Here is a 21,576-nt window from a genome sequence, read left to right on the forward strand (position 1 = left end):
GGGGGGAGCGCCAATGTCATTCCTGACCCGGCTCAGTCTTGCCAATCGCATGCTCGTAGCCCTGATCGCACTCGTGATCACCGGCTTCGGGGTCTACGCCGTGCCATCCCTGAAACAGCAGCTCTTTCCCTCGATCGAGCTGCCCGCCGCGTTCATCGGCGCGGCGCTGCCGGGAGCCGGCCCGGAGATCATCCAGGACCAGGTGACCAAGCCGATCGAGGACGCGGTCAAGGGTGTCGACGGCATCGACTCCGTCACCTCGACCACGAGCCAGGGCTACACCACCATCGTGGTGTCGTTCGTCTTCGGCACCGATATCGAGCAGGCGGCCAACCAGTTGACCACCGCGGTCAACCGGATCCAGACGCAGCTGCCGGACAACGTCGAGCCGCAGATCTTCTCGGGCGGCACCGACGATATCCCGGCGATCGTGCTGGCCGCCTCGGGTGGCAGCGACGAGAGCGACCTGCTCACCAAGCTCAACCAGACCGTGGTGCCCGAGCTCAACGCGATCGACGGGGTCCGTGACACCACGGTCAGCGGCGCCCGCGCCAAGCAGGTCGTCATCACCCCCGACCTCGCCAAGCTCACGGCGGCCGGGGCCAGTCCGCAGTCGATCACGACGGTGCTGCAGGCCAACGGTGTCTCCATCCCGGCCGGTTCGGTCACCGACGGCACTCGGTCGCTCAACGTGCAGGTCGGCAGCACGATCAGCTCGGTCGACGACCTCAAGGGCCTCTACCTCAGCGGCAGCCGCGGGCCGGTGAAGCTCGGCGACGTCGCCACGGTGGAGAGCAAACTGCCGATCGCCACGTCCTACACGCGGACCGACGGTGTCGACAGCCTCGGCATCGCGGTGACGGCCAAGCCCGACGGCAACCCGGTGCAGATCTCCCACGCGGTGCGCGACAAGCTCGCCGAGTTGGAGAAGGACTCCGGCGCCAAGCTCACCGTCGTGACCGACCAGGCGCCGTTCGTCGAGCGGTCGATCAAGAGCCTGACCACCGAGGGCCTCCTCGGCCTGGTGATGGCCGTGATCGTCATCCTGATCTTCCTGCTGTCGGTGCGCTCGACGCTGGTCACGGCCGTGTCGATCCCGCTGTCCGTACTCATCGCGTTGATCGCGCTCTGGATCGGCGACTACACCCTCAACCTGCTCACGCTGGGCGCGCTCACGATCGCGGTCGGGCGGGTGGTGGACGACTCGATTGTCGTTCTGGAAAACATCAAGAGACATCTCGAGTACGGCGAGGAGAAGGTCCACGCGATCATCTCGGCCGTGCGTGAGGTGTCCGGCGCGGTCACCGCCTCGACGCTGACTACAGTCGCCGTGTTCCTGCCGATCGCACTGGTCGGTGGCTTCGTCGGGCAGATCTTCTCGTCGTTCGCGATCACCGTGACGGTGGCCCTGCTCGCGTCGCTGTTCGTGGCGCTGACCGTGGTGCCGGTCCTGGCGTACTGGTTCCTCAAGCCGCCGGCCGCCGATGCCGACAGCGAGGCGATCCGCCAGGCCGCCGAGGCGAAGGAGCTGCGCAGCCCGCTGCAGCGGGCCTACCTGCCGGTGATCCGGTTCGCCACGGTGCGGCGCTGGACCACGCTGGCGATCGGCCTGGTGGTTCTGATCGGCACGCTGGCGCTCGGCACCCAGCTGAAGACCAACTTCCTGGACCAGTCCGGCCAGGATTCGCTGAACATCAGCCAGGAGTTGCCGGTCGGCACCAGCCTGGCCGCCACCGACGACGCGGCCAAGAAGGTCGAGGCGATCCTGGCCGACCGCGACGAGGTGAAGACCTACCAGGTCACGATCGGCAACGGGGACTTCAACCCGTTCGCCTCGACCGGGGCCAGCACCGCCACCTTCCAGGTCGGGCTGGACGAGGACGCCGATGCCGAGAAGGTGACCGACGACCTGCGGGCCGAGTTCGACAAGCTGACCGACGCCGGTGACATCACGGTCGGCGGCGACAGCTCCGGCCTTGGTGGCAGCGAGCTCTCGGTCTCGGTGCAGGCGGCCGACAACGACACGCTCACCTCGGCCACCGATCAGGTGCGCCAGGCGATGGCGTCCACCGGCGGCGTCACCGACGTGACCACCACGCTGGCCGCCAGCGTGCCGCGGCTCGACGTGGCGGTGAAGCGCGACGTGGCCGCGAGCTACGGCCTCACCGAGGCCTCGATCGGGCAGAGCGTCGCCGGAGCGTTCCGCAGCGCGCCGGCCGGCCAGATCACGGTCGACGGCACGAGCGAGGACGTCGTGGTGTCGTTCGGCTCGGCACCGGCCGATCCGGCCGCGCTCAAGGCCATGCCGCTCACCACGGCCCGCGGTGTGGTGCGTCTCGACCAGGTCGCCACGGTCACCGAGGTGTCCGGCCCCGAGCAGGTCACCCGGGTCGACGGCAACCGCAGTGCCACGGTCAAGGGCACGGCCACCGGCTCCGACGTGGGTGCGACCTCGGCCGACCTGAAGAAGAAGCTGGAGGCGCTGAACCTTCCGGCCGGCGCTTCGTACACCGTCGGCGGCGTCAGTGCCGACCAGGCGGAGGCGTTCCAGCAGCTGCTTCTCGCCGTGCTGGCGGCCATCGCGATCGTCTTCATCATCATGGTGGCGACGTTCCGCAGCCTGATCCAGCCGGTCATCCTGCTGGTGTCGATTCCGTTCGCGGCCACCGGCGCCATCATCCTGCTGCTGGTCACCGGCACCGCGCTCGGCGTTCCAGCGCTGATCGGTGTGCTGATGCTGGTGGGCATCGTGGTAACCAACGCGATCGTGCTGATGGACCTGATCAACCACTACCGAGCGGCCGGCATGGGCGTGCAGGAAGCGGTGATCGAGGGCGGCCGGCACCGGTTGCGGCCGATCCTGATGACCGCGATCGCGACCATCTTCGCGCTGCTGCCGATGGCCCTCGGGCTCACCGGCGAGGGCGGCTTCATCAGCCAGCCACTGGCCATTGTGGTCATCGGCGGTCTGGTCAGCTCGACGCTGCTGACCCTGGTGCTGGTGCCGACGCTCTACACGATGGTCGAGAACCGCAAAGAGCGGCGGAAGGCCAAGCGGGCCGCGAAGCGGGCGGCCAAGGGCCTCCCGCCGGCGGGGGCAGAATCGGACACCGCGGTGCCGGACGACGTTCCGCTGGCGCCCACCCCGGAGTACGGCGGCGGGAAGCACGAGGCGCCGGAACCGGCCCAGCCGAGCACCGCGCTCCGCGGGTACACCGATCAGTTCGAGGTGCTGAAGGTGCCGAAGCGACCCAACGAACAGAAGTGATCTGAGACAAGGCCGGTCCCTCGGGACCGGCCTTGTCGCGTAGCGTCCGTACGTGCCATCGATGTTCTCGGTCCTTACCCGCAACCGGGACTTCCGTCGTCTGTTCGGCGCCGAGCTGGTCGTCTTCGGCTCGGACTGGTTCGTGATGGTGCCGCTGCTCGTGTTGTTGCCCGAGCTCACCGGCAGCGGCGTGTGGGGCGGCCTGGTGCTGGCCGTGGACACCGGGATCAGCGCGTTGCTGCTGCCGTTCACCGGGACGGTGGCCGACCGCTTCGATCGCCGCCGCATCCTGGTGCTGGCCAACCTGGCTGCGTTCGCGGCGGTGCTGCTGTTGTTCGCGGTGCGTTCGGCCGGCACCGCACCGCTCGCCCTGGTCGCCATCGGTGCCATGGCGGTCGCCAAGTCCTTCTACACCCCGGCCGCGTCGGCCGCGCTGCCCAACGTCGTGGAACCGGCCGATCTGCCGGCCGCGAACGCCATCTCCGGCTCGACGTGGGGCACCATGACGATCGTCGGGGCCTCGCTCGGCGGCGTGGTCGGCGCCCTGTGGGGGCCGTACCCGAGCTTTGCCGTCACCGCCTTCTGCCTGCTGATCGGGGCGGGCCTCACCGCCACCGTCCGGCGCCCGCTGCAGGCGCCGCGCGAGCACGCGGCCCCGCCGACCTGGCCCGCGATGCGCGAGGCGCTGCGCTACATCGGTGCGCGGCCGCTGGTCCGGGCGCTGATCACGGTCAAGTCGGCGGCCGGCCTGGGCAACGGCGTGCTCATCGTGTTTCCGCTGATCGCGCAGTTGCACGGGGCCGGGGTGCTGGGTGCCGGCCTGCTCTTCGCGGTGCGCGGGGCCGGCGCGCTGGTCGGACCGTTCGTGCTGCGGCCGGTGCTGGGCCGCCGGTCATGGCTGCTGACCTGCCTCGCGCTGTCGATGGGCCTGTACGGCGTCGGCTATCTCGGGGTCGCCGTGACACCGTGGTTCCCGCTGGTCCTGGTGCTGGTCTTCGTGGCGCACTTCGCCGGCGGCGCCAACTGGACGCTCTCGAACTACGCGCTGCAGGGCGAGGTGCCGGATCGCCTACGCGGCCGGGTGTTCGCCATCGACATGATGCTGGCGACGCTGGCCATCGCGATCAGCCAGCTGGCCGCCACCGCCGTCGTGGACCGGGTCGACGATCGCGCGATCCTGGCCGGCTGCGGCCTGGTCACCGCGACTTACGCGATCGGCTGGCGGATCGCCACCCGCAAGCTGACCCTCGCCGAGGAGCCGTCAAAGCTCTGAGCGGTCGAGTTGCCGCGCCGTCAGCAGCGCGCCGATCACCAGGCCGATGCCGACCGCGAACAGCAGCGACATGAAGAAGCCGACGATGGCGGTGGCCAGGCTGTAGACCCGCAGCGAGTCGCTGCCGTAACCGGTCTGCGACAGCAGCTCCGGGATGAAGGCCGTCCACAGGACCGAGACGGCCCCCTCGGCCAGCATGATCGCCAGCCCGGCCCGGGCCATCAGCCGGCTGCGCCGGGGCAGCCGATGGCCCTGAACGGCCAGCAGGATCAGCCCGATGACCAGCACGCCGAAAAGCGGCAGCTGCACCAACAAGGTCCCGAAGAACGCACCAACGGAGATCACGCGGGCACGGTACCGGCCGGGTGCGACATTTTGGTGAATGATCAACGCTTAGCATGTGCCGATGGGCCTGACCTTCGCGACCGATCCGGTCACCGTTCGCACGCCGGCCACCAGCGCCAACCTCGGCCCCGGCTTCGACGCGCTGGGTCTCGCGCTGACCCTGTACGACGACCTGACCGCCCGGGTCACCGAGAGCGGCTGCACCGTGACGGTGCTCGGCGAGGGCGCCGGTGAGCTGCCCGGCGACGAGCGGCACCTGGTCGCGCAGGCGATGCTGGCCACCTTCGACGAGCTGGGCGAACGACCGTCCGGACTGGCCGTGGAGTGCGTCAACCGGATCCCGCAGGCGCGTGGCCTCGGCTCCTCGTCGGCGGCCATCGTCGGTGGCGTGCAACTGGCCCGTGGCCTGGTCGAGGGCGGTCTCACCCGGTTCGGCGACCAGGCCGCGCTGCGCCTCGCGGCCCGCCTCGAGGGCCATCCCGACAACGTCGCACCCTGCCTGCTCGGCGGGTTCACGATCGCCTGGACCGAGGGGTCGGGCGCGCGGGCCGTGCGGTTGTCGCCGCACGACGGCGTACGCCCCAAGGTTTTCATCCCGACCGAGCGTGGTTACACGGCCAGCGCGCGGGCCGCGCTGCCGTCCGCCGTGCCGCACGACGACGCGTCGTTCAACGCGGGCCGGGCGGCGCTGCTCACGCACGCGCTCACATCAGATCCCTCCTTGCTGCATCCGGCCACCGAGGATCGGCTGCATCAGGGGTACCGGGCCGAGGCGATGCCGGGCACCGCATCGCTCGTAGCGGCGCTGCGATCGGTCGGTGTGGCCGCCGTGGTGAGCGGAGCCGGGCCGACCGTTCTTGCGTTGTCCGAGGTCCCGGCCGATTTCCACCCGGGAACAGCATGGCGCGCGGAGACGTTGGGCGTGGATGCGCACGGTGCTCTTGTCAAAGGGAGTATGGTGGAACTCGCCTAGCGGGGCCCTGTTGCCGCAGGTCGAAAGAGTTGACTACGCTCAAGACCTAGCACAGCCGCGAAGCAAGCGATCTCTGCGGTTCGGCGCGCACCCCCGAGACTTCGAAGGCCACATTCTGGCCGTCTCATTTCTCAGCAAGGCACAACGCCGAGAAGCAAGCTCCCAGGTCGCCGCTGCACTCGCCGAGACCTACCCGTCAACGTAGGACGGGCAGGGACACCGTCGAGCTGCCGTGCTGAACAAACTCCCGCGCCGCTCCGGCGAAGCGGGTTCCGAGCCTCCCGGCCACCAGGCTGCAGACCGGGGGTCCCGGGCTTTTTCCGACGGAAGGAATCCATTGAGCGACACCACCGACGTGACGTCGGGTGTTTCTGACGTCGCTGACGACGGCGCCGGCACCACCGCGACCGCCACGAAGCGCCGCCGCGGCGGCACCGGGCTCTCCGCGATGCTGCTGCCCGAGCTGCAGAGTCTCGCCGCTTCCCTGGGCATCTCCGGCACCGCCCGGATGCGCAAGGGCGAGCTGATCACTGCCATCACGGAGAAGCAGAGCGGTGGCTCTCCGGCTCCCGCCGCCGAGAAGGCACCGCGTCCGCGCACCAGCGTGGTAGCGACGGCCCCCGTTGCCGAGCCCGCCACCGTGGTGGCGACCGCCCCGGCTCCGATCGCGGAGAAGCCCGCGGTCGTCGAGGCTGCGCCGGCCACCGTCGTGCAGCCCGAGGCCGCTCCGGTCAGCGAGGGTGGCAGCAGCAGCCGTCGCAACCGCGACCGCAATGTCCAGCGGGAGAGCGCTCCGCGCGAGACCGTTGCCCCGATTGCCGAGCCGGCCACCGCGCCGCAGCCCACCGAGGGCAACGAGCAGCGCGGCGAGCGCCCGGAGCGTGGCGACCGCAACCGCGACCGCCAGCGCAACAACAACCAGCGCGACGACCGCAACCAGCGGGACGACCGCGATCGCGGCCCGCGCAACAGTGACCAGGGTCACGACGATGACGACAGCGACGGCGGCGACGGCGGTCGGCGCAGCCGTCGCAGCCGCTTCCGGGACCGTCGTCGCGGACGCGACCGGGACGGCGAGGGCGGTGGCAACGTCCAGCGCGACAGCGGTCCGCGGGACAGCGGTCCGCGCGAAAGCGGTCAGCGCGACAGCGGTGGCCGCGAGCCGCACGTCAGCGAGGACGATGTTCTCGTCCCGGTGGCCGGCATCCTCGACGTGCTGGACAACTACGCGTTCGTCCGCACCACGGGTTACCTGTCCGGGCCGAACGACGTTTACGTCTCGATGTCGCAGGTGAAGAAGCACGGCCTGCGCCGCGGCGACGCGGTGACCGGTGCCGTGCGGGCCACCCCGCGCGACAGCGGCAACAGCGACAACCGGCGCGACAAGTACAACCCGCTGGTCCGGCTCGACACCATCAACGGGATGGAGCCCGACGAGGCGCGGCGGCGGCCCGAGTTCTACAAGCTCACCCCGCTCTACCCGCAGGAGCGGCTGCGCCTCGAGACCGAGCCGCACATCCTCACCACCCGGGTCATCGACCTCGTCATGCCGCTCGGCAAGGGGCAGCGCGCGCTGATCGTGTCGCCGCCCAAGGCCGGTAAGACGATGGTGTTGCAGGCGATCGCCAACGCGATCACCGAGAACAACCCCGAGTGCCACCTGATGGTCGTGCTGGTCGACGAGCGGCCCGAAGAGGTCACCGACATGCAGCGCTCGGTCAAGGGCGAGGTCATCGCGGCCACGTTCGACCGGCCGCCGCAGGACCACACCACGGTCGCCGAGCTCGCCATCGAGCGGGCCAAGCGACTGGTCGAGCTGGGCCACGACGTGGTCGTGCTGCTCGACTCGGTGACCCGTCTCGGCCGGTCCTACAACCTGGCCGCGCCGGCCTCCGGCCGCATCATGTCCGGTGGTATCGATTCGACCGCCCTCTACCCGCCCAAGCGGTTCCTGGGTGCGGCGCGCAACATCGAGAACGGTGGCTCGCTCACCATCCTCGCGACCGCGCTGGTCGAGACCGGCTCGATGATGGACACGGTGATCTTCGAGGAGTTCAAGGGCACGGGTAACGCCGAGCTCAAGCTCGACCGGAAGATCGCCGACAAGCGGGTGTTCCCGGCCATCGACATCGACCCGTCGGGTACGCGTAAGGAAGAGATCCTGCTCGGCAAGGAAGAGCTGGCGATCATCCACAAGCTCCGCAAGGTGCTGCACTCGCTGGACTCGTCGGCCGCGCTCGACCTGCTGCTCGATCGGCTCAAGCAGACCCGCACGAACGTCGAGTTCCTGATGCAGATCGCGAAGTCGACGCCGGGCGAGTAACGGCGATTCCGCACGGAAAAGGACGCAGCCCCACGGGCTGCGTCCTTTTTGTCGCACACGGTGTCTGATCCTTCCCGGTCGGGGTCGGGCAAATTGCCGAATACATCTCGGCTACCCGTGGGAGGCAACACGATGATCGTGCCGGGCTATCGGGACAACCCGACCGAGCCGTGGGACCCGGCCGCACCGGTCGACCCCGCCGAGGCCGAGGATTTCCTCCGCCGCTGCTACGTCGAGAACCCCCGGCTCGGGCCGGTCGAACCGCGGCTCGCCATCGTCCGCGCCCAGGTCGCCGCGACCGGGACTTACGTGCACACCACCGAGGAGCTCGGTTACGGCGCCAAGATGGCCTGGCGCAACGCGAGCCGCTGCATCGGCCGCCTCTACTGGCGCAGCCTCATGGTCCTCGACCGGCGCCGCGCCCGCACCGCCGACCAGATCTACTCGCTGCTCGTGCACCACCTGCTGGCCGCCGGCAGTGGTCAGCTCCGGCCGGTGATCAGCATCTTCGCGCCGGCGCAGCCCGGACAGCCGCACGCCCGGGTGTGGAACGAACAGCTGATCCGCTACGCCGGCTACCGCGGCGAGGACGGGCGCGTCGTCGGCGACGCCCGGCAGATCGACTTCACCGAGCGGGTGCGCGGCTTCGGCTGGCGGGGCAAGGGCGAGCACTTCGACGTGCTTCCGCTGGCGATCGAGACACCCGCCGAGGGGGTACGCCTCTACGAGCTGCCCGAGCGCGCGGTCCGCGAGGTGCCCATCGCCCACCCCGAGTACGGCTGGTTCGCCGAGCTGGGACTGCGCTGGCACGCCGTGCCGGCCATCTCCAACATGCGGCTGACCATCGGCGGCGTGCACTACCCGCTCGCGCCGTTCAACGGCTGGTACATGGGCACCGAGATCGGCGCCCGCAACTTCGCCGACGCCGACCGCTACGACATGATCCCCACCGTGGCCGCCCGGATGGGCCTGGACACCACCCGGGAATCCACGCTCTGGCGGGACCGGGCGCTCGTCGAGCTGAACCGGGCCGTGCTGTGGAGCTTCGAGAAGGCCGGCGTGAAGATGTCCGACCACCACACCGAATCGCAGCGGTTCATCAGCCACCTGCGCAACGAGGAGAAGGCCGGCCGCCCGGTGCCGGCCGACTGGTCGTGGATCGTCCCGCCGATGTCCGGCGGCATCACTCCGGTGTTCCACCGCTACTACCAGGAGATGGATCTGAAGCCGGCGTTCTACCTGGACAGCGATCGTTGTCCATACGGACACGGTTAAGATGTGGGATGACTTCGTTCATCTCGCATACGACGGTGGACTGCTCGGACGCGTATGCGTTGTCCAAGTGGTGGGAGAAGGTGCTCGACTACGTCGAGAACCCGGACGACCCCAACCTGCCCGGCCACGAGGAATGCCCGATCAGCAGCCGCGACGGTTCGCACACGGTGCTGTTCATCGAGGTGCCGGACGTCAAGGCGGGAAAGAACCGGATCCACTTCGATCTGCGGCCGGTGACCGGCACCCGCGACGAGGAGCTGGCCCGGCTCATCGATCTCGGCGCCAAGCCCGTCGACGACCTGCGCAATCCCGACGGCGGCGGCTGGGTCACGCTGACCGACCCGGAGGGCAACGAGTTCTGCATCCTGCGCAGCCCGGCCGAGTTAGCCGCTAGCGGCTCCTGACCGCGGTCACCAGCAGGGTGGGCAGCCACGGCCCACCCCACCACATCCGCCACCCCAGCGGGCGGGTCACCGGTTGCAGGCCGCGCCTCTCCAGAAATGAGTGGTAGGACCTGGCCGCCGTGATGTCGGCGATCACCAGCCGGCCGCCGGTCCGCAACACCCGCAGTGCCTCGTCCAGCGCGATGAAGCGGCCCCGCGCCGGATGGATGTTGTGGATCGCCATGCTCGCCACGACCAGGTCGAAGGACTCGTCGGGGTAGGGCAGCGCGGTCATGTCCGCGGTGTCCAGCGAGACGCGGTCGGCGACCCCCTCGGCGGCCGCGTTCGCCGCGGTCACCTCGGGCGCGTTGCCGGACTGGTCCACCGACCGCCACCGGTCGGCGCCGGTCACGTGCCCGTCGGGCAGGCGCTTCGCGACCGCGATCAGCACCGCGCCGCGGCCGCAGCCCAGGTCGAGAACCTGCTCGTCGCCGCGTAGAGCGAGTCCGTCGAGAATCTCCGCCCACACCGCGAACTTGCCGCGCGTCGTGGTGTGCAGGTAGAGCGCCGCGCTCACGGTGAAATAGACGAACAGCAAACCCGGCCAGAGCGCCCACCAGCCGGCGAAGACGGCGGTAAATATCGTGCCCGGTATCAGCAGCACCGCGCCGGATATCAACCCGAACAGGGCGGGCGGGGCGTCGATGCCGTACCGCGCCGGGGACATCAGGCGAACTCGTTGACGGCGAAATCGTCGCGGTGGCGCCATGAGTCGGGGGTGCGGACGTGGTCGGCGCGCACCCATTTGAGCAGCCTGTGGGAGAACTCGGCGGCCGGTATGCGGCCGGTCGCGCGCACCACGTACCCCTCCGAGGTGGATGGGTCGCGCTGGACGGCCCACGCGGCGCGAGCCTCGGAGAGGCTCCCGCCGCGGTACAGCACCGGGACCACCGGTAACTCCAGCCGGCGCGCCCAATCCACCGTGTCGTCCCAGCCCAGCAGCGTGTCCGTCTCGTCCCAGATGCCGAAGACGATGAACACGCCGGGCAGGTCGGAGTAGGCGATGCTGCGTCGCGCCCACATCGACTCGCCGCACACCCGCCAGTCGTCCGGGATGCGGTAGGCGGTCATCGCCCAGAGCGCCTTGGCCGGCCGGTCCCACGGCTGGGTGCCCGAGTCGGGGGACCGGCCGTACATGGCGTCGCGGGTGAACGTCAGGTTGCCGCCGTCGAGTTTCTCCGTCACCACCAGCTCACCGTCCAACCACGACAGATCGCTCTGCACCTTGTCGTCATCGGTCGCACCGGGCGAATCGGGCAGGTGGTAGGTGCGTGGGTACTTCAAGGTCAGAAGTCTCCCTCCGCAACCTGGAACACGGTGAGGCCGAGCGCTCGCCACATACGTACCACCTGCTGGCGGTCGTCGAAAACCCCGGAGATCCGCCATCTGTCCCGGATCTGGCGATCGAAGATCTCCCGCTTCACGATCGCGTCCTTGCGGCTGTCGCCGGCCGGCCGCATGAAAAGGGACGCATACGGCACATCGACATAAAGCTGCAGCCACGCCTCGGTCTCGGCCCGGCACTCCTCGTCCCGCCCCGAGCAGAAGATGATCGCGTAACCGGCCGCGTGCATCGCTCGCACCGCCGCGATGACCGCCGGGTTGGGCGCGTCCTCGCCGACCCGCGACCAGTCGTAGGGGCTGCGCCCGGTCATCAGCGCGACCGTGCCGTCGATGTCGACCAGCACCGCCTCGGGCAGCTCCGGATCGGGCCGGTAGACCACCCCCGGACCGCCCGGCTCGACGAACGGCACCGGCAGCGGCAGGTTCCGGCCGGCCAGATAGCGGTCGTGCATCCGCCGGATGCCCGCCTCGCCCACCCGGACGTCCTCGGGACGCTCGGCGTCGCGCCGCAGGCATTCCTCGAGGGGTACGTCGGTGAAGTCATGCACCTCGAACGTCGCACCGTGCCGCGCGGCCAGCTCGGCCCACTCGCGGACGGTCCTGGCCCGCAGGTTGGTGTCGTCGACGATCACATCGGCGTGTGCCCGCAGCAGCGCCTCGACGGCGGCCCGCTGCGCATGCGTCACCTGCGCCTCGGCCCACTGGGTGTAGAGCCGGTCGCCGTGCAGCATGCGCCGCAGGTCGTCCCGGTTGACCCGGACCACCCGGGGCTGCAGCTTCTTGGCAAAGGTGGTCTTGCCGGACGCCGGCAGCCCCCGGGTGATCAGCAGTCTCGTCATTCCTCGGTCACCTTGGTCCCGTGTGGCGTCCGGTCGCCCTCCGGTCGCGCCTGCTGCCACAGGCTCGGACGGTAATCCTTGTCGTCGAGGCGCAGGAACAGGGCGCCCCGGTGTTCGCTGCGCACCGCCGCGGCCGCGAACTCCTTGCGGCCCCAGCCGTCCGGCAGCCCGGCCAGGATCGTGGCGTAGGCGGCCTCGATCGCCGCGGCCCGCTCCTCGACCCCGGCCGTGAGCTCCGCGGCGACGCCGCGGACCCACGGATGAAATTCCTCCGGGAGAGGCTCGAGCAGGGCGTCCAGGTCACCGCCGTGGACCAGGACATCCCAGACGGTACGGGCGGTGAGCCCGGTGACCAGCCGGTGGAGCCGGACGTACTCCGCATACTTGATCTTCACCCGCTGGTCGGCCTCGATGAAGTGGACGACCAGTCCTTCCCGGCCGTCCCGCGGCGCCGCGGCGAGAGCGTCGGCGAAGGTCGGGTAGTCGAACGACTCGACGACCGGCCCCGGCCAGTCCGGCACCGCCTCCGGCCCGTAGCTGCGCCCGGTGGCGATGTCGACCGCCCCGAGCAGAACGAGATCGTCCATCCCGTCGTAGTCGAGCACGATCCGGTTGGCCGGGTAGATGATCTCGACAAGCACGGTGAGGCCGTCCGGCGGCAGAAACCCGGCATAGCGCGTGTTGAGCACCGTGGTGGCATGAATCGCCTGATCTGACCCGAAGGAGCCGCGGGTCGCCACCGCGACGCCGCTGCCGTCGCGGTAGATGATCCCGAGGGAGCCATCCGACTTGTCGGTTACCTGGACCTTGCCGTCGAGCTTGGGCGCGTGTGCCTCATTGTGGTTGAAAAATTTGTTGAACGGCCGCGCGACGACCCGCCCGGACTCGTCCACGATCAGGCCCCGGCAGGCCAGGGTGACCGGGGTCCAGGCGCCCAGGTACTGGCACGCCTCGGTGTAGTTGTAGATCACCAAGGGCAGGGAGGGGTGGCGCTGCGTCCGGACCAGTCCGGTTTCGACCGCGATGGCCAGTTCGGCCGGGTCAAGGACGTCGGCGAGCAGCGTCATGGTGCCTTTCCTTCCAGGTGGGGAATGCCGTGAGGGCCGCTCACGTTATCGACACAGGATCAGGAAAGTCGCCTCGATTTCTCGTCGGGGAACGTCACATGGCAGACTGGTCCATCGGCCACGGTTCCGGTTCACGCCCGAGCCCACCGTCCTAGCGGGGCGGCGCGGTGCTGACAGCGACCCGGCGACCAGACAATGAGAGGGACCGAGAAACATGAAGACTGGCATCCACCCGGAGTACACGGCCACCGAGGTCATCTGCTCCTGCGGCAGCACCTTCACCACCCGCAGCACCGCCAAGGGCGACGAGATCCGCGTCGAGACCTGCAGCGCCTGCCACCCGTTCTACACCGGCAAGCAGCGCGTGCTGGACACCGCGGGCCGGGTTGCGAAGTTCCAGGCCAAGTACGCCAAGGTGAACGCGGCCAAGAAGAAGTAACTGCTTCAACGACGCCCGCACCCCGGTTCACGGGGGCGGGCGTCGTTCGTGTCTGGGCCAAAAAAGGGGATGGCTGCTGTGAGCACCGATCGGCTGAGCACGCTTCTCGCGGAGTACGCGGAGCTGGAGAAGCGGATGGAGGACCCCTCCATCCACTCCGACCAGGCCCTCGTGCGCCGGGTGGGCCGTCGTTACGCGGAGCTTGCCCCCCTTTATGCGGCCCACGCCGAGCTCGAGGCGGCCCGCGGTGATCTGGCCGCGGCCAAGGAGCTCGCCGCCGAGGACTCGGCATTCGCCAGCGAGGTCGAGGCGGTCGCCGCCACCCTGGCGCCGCTCGAGGAGAAGCTCGGCGAGATGCTGATCCCGCGCGACCCGCACGACGCCAAGGACGTGATCGTCGAGATCAAGGCGGGCGAGGGCGGCCAGGAGTCGGCGCTGTTCGCGGGCGACCTGCTGCGGATGTACACCCGCTACGCCGAGCGGCACGGCTGGATCGTCGAGGTGATCGACTCGCAGGAGTCGGACCTGGGCGGCGTCAAGGACATCTCGGTGGCGGTCAAGACCAAGGGCGTGCCCGAGGGCGGCCACGGCGTCTGGTCCCGGCTGAAGTGGGAGGGCGGCGTGCACCGGGTGCAGCGCGTCCCGGTCACCGAGTCGCAGGGCCGCATCCACACCTCGGCGGCGGGCGTGCTGGTGCTGCCCGAGGCCGAGGAGGTCGACGTGCAGATCGAGCCGAACGACCTGCGCATCGACGTGTTCCGGTCGTCCGGCCCGGGCGGCCAGTCGGTCAACACCACCGACTCGGCGGTGCGGATCACGCACCTGCCCACCGGCACGGTGGTGAGCTGCCAGAACGAGAAGTCGCAGCTGCAGAACAAGGAGTCGGCGCTGCGCATCCTGCGCTCCCGCCTGCTGGCGATCGCGCAGGAGGAGGCGAACGCGGCGGCGTCCGACTCGCGCAAGGCCCAGGTGCGTACGGTGGACCGCTCGGAGCGGATCCGCACCTACAACTACCCGCAGAACCGGATCACCGACCACCGGATCGGCTACACCGCGTACAACCTCGACCTGGTGCTCGGCGGCGAGCTGGACGCGGTGCTGGACGCGCTGGGCGAGGCCGACCGGCAGGCCCGGCTGGCCGGCGACACCGAGATCAGCCGGCGCCCGTAAGGACACCGACGCCCAGGTGCTTTCGTGTGGCGGCCAGCGCCATCCGGGCATGCTCCTTGCCGCCGACCTGGGCGACCAGGGTCGCCCGCGGGATCTCCAGCGCGTAGGGCAGGCCGGGCGGCAGGGCGCCGAGGATGCCGTGCACGTCGATGCCGCCCTCGCCGGGGAACAGCCGCTCGAAGCGGGCGGTGTGGATCAGGCCCTCGTTGGTGGTGGGCACCGCGGGCGGGGCGTCGCAGACGTGCGCGAAGTGGAACCAGTGCGCCGGTAGCTGCCGCAGGTCGGCGAGGCTGGAGCCGGAGCGGGCGAAGTGCAGCAGGTCGATCAGGATGCCGGCGTTGGGCTGGTCGGCGCCGCGCAGGATGCGAACCGCCGCGCCCAGGTCGGGTGTCTCGGTCCAGGACGGGAACTCGAGGTCGACGGTGAGGCCGAGCGGCCGCGCCATCTCGCAGAGCTGGGCGTACCGGTCGATCTTGCGAGCCCGGTCCGGGTCGGGCAGCTGGGCGATGACGTGCCGGGCGCCGAGCTCGGCCCCGGCGTCGAGGAAGCGCTGGAGATCCCGGGGGTTGTCGTCGGGACTGATCCGGGCGAGCTCGATGTCGAGCACCTCGATGCCGGTGGCGGCCAGCCGGGCCTTGGTGCTGCGCATCAGGGCCGGGTCGGTGGCCAGCGGATAGTGCGGTTCCTCGGGGGTGACCCGGGTCAACCGCAGGCCGACGTACCGGTAGCCGGCCTCGGCCGCCGCGTCGACCAACTCCGGTGGGGACAGGCTGAGCGCGGTCAGGTGGGCCAGCGAGAAGTCGTGGTGCGTGGGGTCGGACGGGTGCGGGTCGCGCAGCATGAGCAGTCGGCGTTCGCGGTGGGCCGCCATCCGCACGGGCGTGCTCGGGCCGCCGTATTCGGTGTAGTCGTCGAGGCGCTGCACCACCGCGAAGAAGACCCGGGAGCCGAGCATTTCGGTGTAGAAGTGCAGGTAGGCGCCGGTGGCGTCGCGGTCGTAGAGGATCGAGTGCGAGCGCAGGTCGGCCAGCAACGAGGGGTCGAGGTCGAGGCGCGCGTCGAGGTCGGCGTAGTAGTTGGCGGGGACCGGGAGGATCGGCGCGCCGAGGGCCCGCATCGCCCGGGCGCTGGCGATCGCGTCGTCGGTGCGGAAGGCGATGTGCTGCGGGCTGGGGATGGCCGGTGCCCAGTCGCCGCGGCGCAGCGGGGCGGTGTTCAGCGTGATCCGCACCCGGCCGGCCGGGTCGGTGGCGGCCCAGCTGCGGATGAGCCCGAACGGGGCGGCGATGTCGCTCGATCCGCCGGAGCGCAGGCCGAGCACCGATCGGTAGAACAGGGCCGCCTCGTCGAAGTCGTCGATCGAGTCGGTCAGCGACAGGTGGTCGGTGCCGATCAGGCCGGTGCCGGTCGCGGACGGCGGGTCGGCCGGTTCGAAGTCGCGGAGCCAGGTCTCGGAGTTCACCAGGAACACGGCGGTGCCGTCGGGGGCCGCGATGGACGCCAGCTCGGCCTCCCCGGGCTGGCGTAGCCGGGGCAGCACCGGCGCGAGCAGCTGTTCGGCTCGCCGGGTCGACCCGGCCGGATCGGCGCTCTCCACCGCGAGCGCGCAGATGGTCGTGGTGCCCGGGGCGACGCTGCGCTGGGCCGCGAAGTTCAGCAGGACCCGGGCGCCGGACTGTTCCCAGAGTTGGACCGGTTTCGAGCGGTGCCGGCCGGTGTGGGCGAAGCCGAGCGCGGTGAGGGCCCGCGCGACGACCGGGCCGGAGACGTGGTCGACCGCGAGTTCGGTGAAGACGATGCCGCCGAGGTCGGGGGCGGGGACCGGGCTGCTGATCGTGAGCCGCTCGCGTACGGCCGCCGGGGTGGTCTTGGCCGTTGATTCTTGCAGGGCCAGCAGCGAGCGCATGCCGTCGATGGCGGCGTGCCGGGGGTCGGCCTGCCGGTAGACGTCGTTGATGACCTCGAGCGACAGCGGCCCCGCATAGCCGGTGCCGAGCGCGTGACCGAGGAAGCCGGGCAGGTCGAAGGTGCCCAGCCCGGGGAATTGCCGGTGGCGGCGCGCGAGGTCGGCCAGTTGCAGGTGGAACAGCTTGTCGCCGGGGATGGCCCGGATCGCGGCCGGGTCGCCCTGGGACAGCACGTGGAAGCTGTCCAGGCAGAGCCCGAGCGCGGGGTGGCCGGCCCGGCGCACGATCCGCCAGGCTTGGGGGTAGGTGCGCACGAACCGGCCCTCGGCGATCGGTTCGTAGGCGATCCGGAGGCCGCGCTCGGCGGCGCGGTGGGCCAGGGTGTGCAGCTGTTCGGCGGCGAGGTCGTCGTCGTCCACTGCGTCGGCCGAGACCGAGGAGCTGACCAGCAGGGTTCCGGTGCCGAGTTGCTCGAGCAGGTCGAAGGTGCGGTCGGCCCGGCGGAGGTTGGCGGTGAAGACGTCGGGCGGCACCGCCTCGACGTCGCGCAGCGGTTGGTAGGCGTCGATGGTGAGGCCGCGGCGGGCACATTCCTGCCGGATCCGGGCCGGTGACCAGGACGACGTGACCAGGTCGCTCTCGACGATCTCGACGCCGGAGAACCGGGCCGCCGCGATCGCGGCCAGCTTGTCCTCGAGCGTGCCGGAGAGACAGGCGGTGGCGATGGACAACCGATAGCGCATGGGGATCTCCTCAGCCGAGGTAGGTCGGGAGCACGCTGGGCGGGATCGGGCCCTTGTTGCGCCGGCCCTGGCCGGTCTCCTCCCAGGCGTGCGCGAGGATGCCGACGCTGCGGCTGAGCACGAACAGGCCGCGGGCCAGCGGCGCGGGGAAGCCGAGCTCGGCGTAGATGACGGCGGTGGCGCCGTCGATGTTCATCGGCACCGGGGCGAGCGCGGCTTCGACCGCGCGGGCCGCCCGCAGGTGTCCACCCTCGACGATCCTCTCGGTGACGGCCCGGTCGACCAGCTCCAGCAGGGGATCGCGGCGCGGGTCGCGGGTGTGGAAGCGGTGCCCGAAGCCGGGCAGGTAGCGAATGCCGCGCTCGCGCCACGCGGCGATGACCTCGTCGGTGGCGTCGGTCAATTTCGAGCCGGCCGCCTCGAGCTCGCGGATCTCGTCGAGCAGGAGTACGCATTCCTGGCCGGCGCCGCCGTGCGAGTCGCCGAGCGTGTTGATGGCGCTGGCCATGGCGTTGTTGAGGCCGACGCCGCAGGTGGCGGCCATCCGCGCGACGGCGATGGAGGGTGCGTGCGGGCCGTGGTCGACGCCGGCCACGAGAGCCGCTTCGAGCAGGTGGGCCTGCTGGTCGGTGGGCCGCTCGCCGCGCAGCATCAGCCAGATCATCGCGCCGAAGCCGATGGTGCCGATCAGGTCCTGGACCGGGATGCCGCGCAGCTCGACGCGGTTGGGCTCGATGCGGGACACCGCGGTGCCCCACCAGTCTGCGACGGGATCGGTCATGACGCGACCCTAACCGAGGTCCGCTTAACGGTCTATAAGTACCGCACAGTGGATGCTTGCGCGTTCGGAAACATCGTCTTTATATTGAGCCGGACCTTAGAGCGGTACTTCTGGTCCGCCTGGTGGACCTTAGTACAGAAGGGCAGCCATAGATGGCAAAACTTCCTCGGCGTGCGGTCCTCCGGGGCGCCGCCGCCACGGCCGCAGCCACCGCGGCCGCCACCGCCGGCGCGGGCCCGGCCGCGGCCTCCGGCGGTTCCGAGCCGACCGTGAAGCAGCCGATCACCACGAACATCCCGCGCGGCCAGGACGACTTCTTCGACCCGTACTACAACGTGATCCGGGGCCGGGTGCCCGCGTCGTATCACCCGTGGGTCAGCAACCGGCAGGACCGGATCCTGCTCTACAGCCGTACGGCCGGGCCACGGCACGCCCACCTCGGGCCGGCCCTGGCCGCCGGGCTGAACCCCCCGCTGACCGCGGCGCACGTCCTGCAGAACGCGATCGTGAAATGGATGGGCGAGGTCGGGGTCGGCGTCGACTGGACCGAGGACGTCACCCTGATGCCCGGGATCGGCAGCACCTACAAGGCGGTCGTCTTCGGCAGCACCAGCCGCGACACGCTGTGGAAGCACGGCACCGCCGTGCAACCGGCCGCGGCGGTCAACACGACCACCGGCGCGCACCTCGACTCGGCCAAGACCGCGCTGCGGCAGTACATGCGGGCCGGCGGCGGGTTCGTCGGCATCCACAACGCGATCGGCGGCACCGAGTACAACTGGCCGTACTACGAGGGGCTGTGCGGCGGCACCCAGTACTACGACCACGGCGCGCACCAGAACGGCACCGTGGTCACCTACGCGAAGGACTCGTCCACCCGGGGATTGCCGGCCCGGTGGGACTTCAAGGACGAGTGGTACAACTGGATGCCCGTTCCGGGCCGGGTCAAGTGGCTGCTGGGCGTCGACGAGTCGACCCTCGCCACCAGGTCGAACACGCATCCCGGCCACGGCCGGTTCCACCCGCTGTCCTGGTGCCAGTACTACGACGGCGGCCGCTCCTGGGTCACCGCTCTCGGCCACGACTCCGCCGCCTGGACCGACGGCTCCGGCTACGTCGGACAGGCCTTCTTCAAGAAGCACATCGTCAACGGGATCCTGTCCGCCATGGGCAACCTCCCGTTCTGCAGCTGAGGCGGGGAAAGCGATGGAGCGACGCAAATTCCTGGCCGGCGCGGCCGGGGTGGCCGGCGCGGCCGCGGTCGGAACGCCGGCCGAGGCGGCCACGATCATTCCGCCGCAGCCGTTCGGCCGGCCCGGCCGGAACTTCCCGAAGGTCGGCGGCGACCTGGGCAACACCAACCACTCGAACCTGAGCCAGATCAACAAGCGGACGATCCGCCGGCTCGGCGGGGCCTGGCACACCAACCTCGAGGGCGGCAGCACCAGCAGCCCCCAGCAGAGCACCGCCGTCGTGCAGGACGGTGTCCTCTACGTGCAGACCACGCAGCAGAACGTCTTCGCCGTCGACGGCCGTACCGGCGCGATCAGGTGGCGGACCAATCTCGGCACCCGGACCACCAACATGCGCGGGGTCGCGCTCGGCGACGGCAAGGTCTTTTCCACCTCCGGAGCCAACATCGTGTACGCGCTGGACCAGCGCACCGGCGCGATCGTCTGGCAGAAAGCCCTGATCACGGCGGACGAGGGCGGTGCCGACAGCGGCTGCGATCCGGGCAACGGGCAGTGCGGCGGGCTGACCGGCACCCTGGCCGGGGCGGTCGTCCACCACGACGGCCTGGTCTACGTCGGGATGCAGGGCAGCACCGGCGGCGCGCGGGGACGGGCGTACGCCCTGAACGCCGCCACCGGCGAGATCGTCTGGATCTTCTGGTCGGCGCCCGGGCCGGGGGAGTTCGGCCACGACACGTGGGAGGGCGACTCCTGGAAGACCGGCGGTGCGGTGCCGTGGATCCACCCGGCCGTCGACCCGCAGCTCGGGCTCGTCTACTGGACGTTCAGCGGGCCGTACCCACGCACCGACGGCTCCTCCCGGGGCGGCGACAACCTCTTCGCGAACTCGATCGTCGCGCTCGACGCCAAGACCGGCCGGCGGCGGTGGCACTTCCAGTCCGTGCACCACGACATCTGGGACATGGACAACGTGATGGCCCCGGTGCTGGTCGACCTCGTGATCGACCGGAAGCCGCGGAAGGTGGTGGTCTACGGCAGCAAGGTCGGCATGTACTACATCCTCGACCGGCGCACCGGCGAGGCGATCCACGGCATGACGGAACGGCCGGTTCCCCAGGACGTACGCCAGAAGACCGCACCCACCCAGCCGTTCCCCGGCGGGGAGGCGTTCGTCCCGCAGGAGCCCCGGATCGACAAGGCCACCCGGCCGGTGCCGTTCTACGAGACCGGTGGCCTCTACACGCCGCACTGGGACCGGCCGGTCATCATCTTCCCCGGCGCGGGCGGCGGGGCGGACTGGTCGCACCTGTCGTTCAACCCGCACACCGGGTGGATCTACGTGGGCTACGGCCTGATCAACTCCGGTTTCTCCAACGCGCGGGACGGACGGGTCAACACCTCGCGGCCGCTGGGGGAGTACTTCGCCGGCGGCATCGCCGCGGTCGATCCGGTCACCAACCGTCCGGTCTGGACGAAGGACGGCGAGTGGTCGCTCGCGCACGGCAACGGCATCCTCACCACGGCCGGGCGAGTGATGTTCCAGGGCGGCCCGGACGGCGTGCTGCACGCCATGGACGACACCGACGGCGAGGTGCTCTGGAGCTTCCAGACCGGCGCCGGGGTACACACCAGCCCGATCGCCTACGAGATCGACGGCGAGCAGTACATCGCGGTGTTCGCGGGCGGCAACGGACTGCCGTACCCGGACATCCCGCGCGGTGACCACCTGTGGGCATTCAAGCTGGGCGGGACCGTCGCACCGGCGGCCGCGCCCACGCCGCCGTCAAAGCGCAACGACGTGCGCACCGCGCCGGTCACCGGGGCGGCCGCGAACAACACCGTGACCATCGGCCGGATCTGGAACGCCACCACCGGCACGCCGGGCACCACCGAGAACACCGTGGCCCAGAACGCGATGTCGCCGCAGCATCTGGCGATCCCGGTGGGCACCACGGTGACCTTCGTCAACCCGGCCGACAACGCCTCGGCGCACGCCGCCGTCTCGTTCTTCGACGATGAGTTCGACACCGGCGTGCTCATGCCGGGCAAGTCCTACCAGCACACCTTCAACACCCCCGGCACGTACTTCTACAACGACGCCATCTACCCGCAGAACACCGGCAAGATCGTCGTCTCGTGAAAGGAATCGCCATGAAGAAGACCTGGACCAAACCGAAGACCGAATGCCTGGAG

17 protein-coding genes are annotated in these 21,576 nt (G+C 70.2%); 10 read left to right on the forward strand and 7 right to left on the reverse strand.

Annotated elements, in window-relative coordinates; translation table 11 throughout:
* Positions 1-13: 13 nt before the first annotated feature.
* Both Ato02nite_RS16305 and Ato02nite_RS16310 read left to right on the forward strand, forming a co-directional pair.
* Complete coding sequence (locus tag Ato02nite_RS16305; protein WP_213007372.1) at positions 14-3,268, forward strand: efflux RND transporter permease subunit; 3,255 nt, start codon at positions 14-16, stop codon at positions 3,266-3,268.
* A 52-nt stretch (positions 3,269-3,320) separates the two neighbouring features.
* Positions 3,321-4,541, forward strand: coding sequence for an MFS transporter (locus tag Ato02nite_RS16310; protein WP_213007373.1), 1,221 nt, complete (start codon positions 3,321-3,323; stop codon positions 4,539-4,541).
* On the opposite strand, the gene Ato02nite_RS16315 is transcribed toward Ato02nite_RS16310, so the two are convergent.
* Positions 4,530-4,886, reverse strand: coding sequence for a hypothetical protein (locus Ato02nite_RS16315; protein WP_213007374.1), 357 nt, complete (start codon positions 4,884-4,886; stop codon positions 4,530-4,532). The two genes, Ato02nite_RS16310 and Ato02nite_RS16315, sit on opposite strands and share 12 nt — an antisense overlap.
* Positions 4,887-4,947: 61 nt before the next feature.
* Between Ato02nite_RS16315 and thrB the strand changes: the two genes are divergently transcribed.
* The 4 genes from thrB to Ato02nite_RS16335 all read left to right on the forward strand — a co-directional run bounded on the left by thrB (position 4,948) and on the right by Ato02nite_RS16335 (position 9,861).
* Positions 4,948-5,859 (forward strand): homoserine kinase, encoded by a 912-nt coding sequence (gene thrB, locus Ato02nite_RS16320; RefSeq protein WP_213007375.1) that lies wholly within the window; start codon positions 4,948-4,950, stop codon positions 5,857-5,859.
* Positions 5,860-6,196: 337 nt separating this feature from the next.
* A complete protein-coding gene (rho, locus tag Ato02nite_RS16325; protein ID WP_213007376.1) occupies positions 6,197-8,182 on the forward strand; it encodes a transcription termination factor Rho in 1,986 nt (661 codons plus the stop codon).
* A gap of 132 nt (positions 8,183-8,314) precedes the next feature.
* Positions 8,315-9,457, forward strand: coding sequence for a nitric oxide synthase oxygenase (locus Ato02nite_RS16330; protein WP_213007377.1), 1,143 nt, complete (start codon positions 8,315-8,317; stop codon positions 9,455-9,457).
* Positions 9,458-9,465: 8 nt separating this feature from the next.
* Positions 9,466-9,861, forward strand: a complete 396-nt coding sequence (locus Ato02nite_RS16335) for a VOC family protein (protein WP_213007378.1) — start codon at positions 9,466-9,468, stop codon at positions 9,859-9,861.
* Here the strand turns inward: Ato02nite_RS16335 and Ato02nite_RS16340 are convergent.
* From Ato02nite_RS16340 to Ato02nite_RS16355, 4 genes are read right to left on the reverse strand one after another with little or no spacing between them, the layout of a single operon-like run.
* The gene (locus Ato02nite_RS16340; RefSeq protein ID WP_213007379.1) at positions 9,848-10,567 is read right to left on the reverse strand and encodes a class I SAM-dependent methyltransferase; all 720 of its coding nucleotides are present in this window, start codon (positions 10,565-10,567) and stop codon (positions 9,848-9,850) included. The two genes, Ato02nite_RS16335 and Ato02nite_RS16340, sit on opposite strands and share 14 nt — an antisense overlap.
* Positions 10,567-11,184 carry an RNA ligase family protein gene (locus tag Ato02nite_RS16345; RefSeq protein ID WP_213007380.1) on the reverse strand — a complete coding sequence of 206 codons (618 nt, stop codon included), beginning with the start codon at positions 11,182-11,184 and terminating at the stop codon, positions 10,567-10,569. Before Ato02nite_RS16345 ends, Ato02nite_RS16340 begins: the two co-directional genes overlap by 1 nt.
* Positions 11,185-11,186: 2 nt before the next feature.
* Positions 11,187-12,083: a phosphatase domain-containing protein gene (locus tag Ato02nite_RS16350; protein ID WP_213007381.1), complete on the reverse strand. Its 897-nt coding sequence runs from the start codon at positions 12,081-12,083 to the stop codon at positions 11,187-11,189.
* On the reverse strand, positions 12,080-13,150 hold the full coding sequence (locus Ato02nite_RS16355) for an RNA ligase (RefSeq protein WP_213007382.1): 1,071 nt from the start codon (positions 13,148-13,150) through the stop codon (positions 12,080-12,082). The genes Ato02nite_RS16350 and Ato02nite_RS16355 overlap by 4 nt, the downstream gene beginning before the upstream one ends.
* A gap of 214 nt (positions 13,151-13,364) precedes the next feature.
* Here Ato02nite_RS16355 and rpmE point away from each other — a divergent pair, with 214 nt between their 5' ends.
* Positions 13,365-13,589 carry a 50S ribosomal protein L31 gene (gene rpmE / locus Ato02nite_RS16360; protein WP_203801071.1) on the forward strand — a complete coding sequence of 75 codons (225 nt, stop codon included), beginning with the start codon at positions 13,365-13,367 and terminating at the stop codon, positions 13,587-13,589.
* A gap of 78 nt (positions 13,590-13,667) precedes the next feature.
* Complete coding sequence (gene prfA / locus Ato02nite_RS16365) at positions 13,668-14,759, forward strand: peptide chain release factor 1 (RefSeq protein ID WP_213007383.1); 1,092 nt, start codon at positions 13,668-13,670, stop codon at positions 14,757-14,759.
* Here prfA and Ato02nite_RS16370 read toward each other — a convergent pair.
* Together Ato02nite_RS16370 and Ato02nite_RS16375 are read right to left on the reverse strand one after the other, a co-directional pair.
* Positions 14,743-17,409, reverse strand: a complete 2,667-nt coding sequence (locus tag Ato02nite_RS16370; protein ID WP_213007384.1) for a TIM barrel protein — start codon at positions 17,407-17,409, stop codon at positions 14,743-14,745. The genes prfA and Ato02nite_RS16370 overlap by 17 nt on opposite strands.
* A gap of 10 nt (positions 17,410-17,419) precedes the next feature.
* Positions 17,420-18,190, reverse strand: a complete 771-nt coding sequence (locus Ato02nite_RS16375; RefSeq protein WP_213007385.1) for a citryl-CoA lyase — start codon at positions 18,188-18,190, stop codon at positions 17,420-17,422.
* Between the two features lie 152 nt (positions 18,191-18,342).
* Here Ato02nite_RS16375 and Ato02nite_RS16380 point away from each other — a divergent pair, with 152 nt between their 5' ends.
* Positions 18,343-19,383 carry a ThuA domain-containing protein gene (locus Ato02nite_RS16380; RefSeq protein ID WP_213007386.1) on the forward strand — a complete coding sequence of 347 codons (1,041 nt, stop codon included), beginning with the start codon at positions 18,343-18,345 and terminating at the stop codon, positions 19,381-19,383.
* A gap of 13 nt (positions 19,384-19,396) precedes the next feature.
* Positions 19,397-21,523 carry an outer membrane protein assembly factor BamB family protein gene (locus tag Ato02nite_RS16385; RefSeq protein ID WP_213007387.1) on the forward strand — a complete coding sequence of 709 codons (2,127 nt, stop codon included), beginning with the start codon at positions 19,397-19,399 and terminating at the stop codon, positions 21,521-21,523.
* Positions 21,524-21,576 lie beyond the last annotated feature (53 nt).

It is taken from the genome of Paractinoplanes toevensis (assembly GCF_018332695.1).
Taxonomy (GTDB): Bacteria; Actinomycetota; Actinomycetes; order Mycobacteriales; family Micromonosporaceae; genus Actinoplanes; species Actinoplanes toevensis.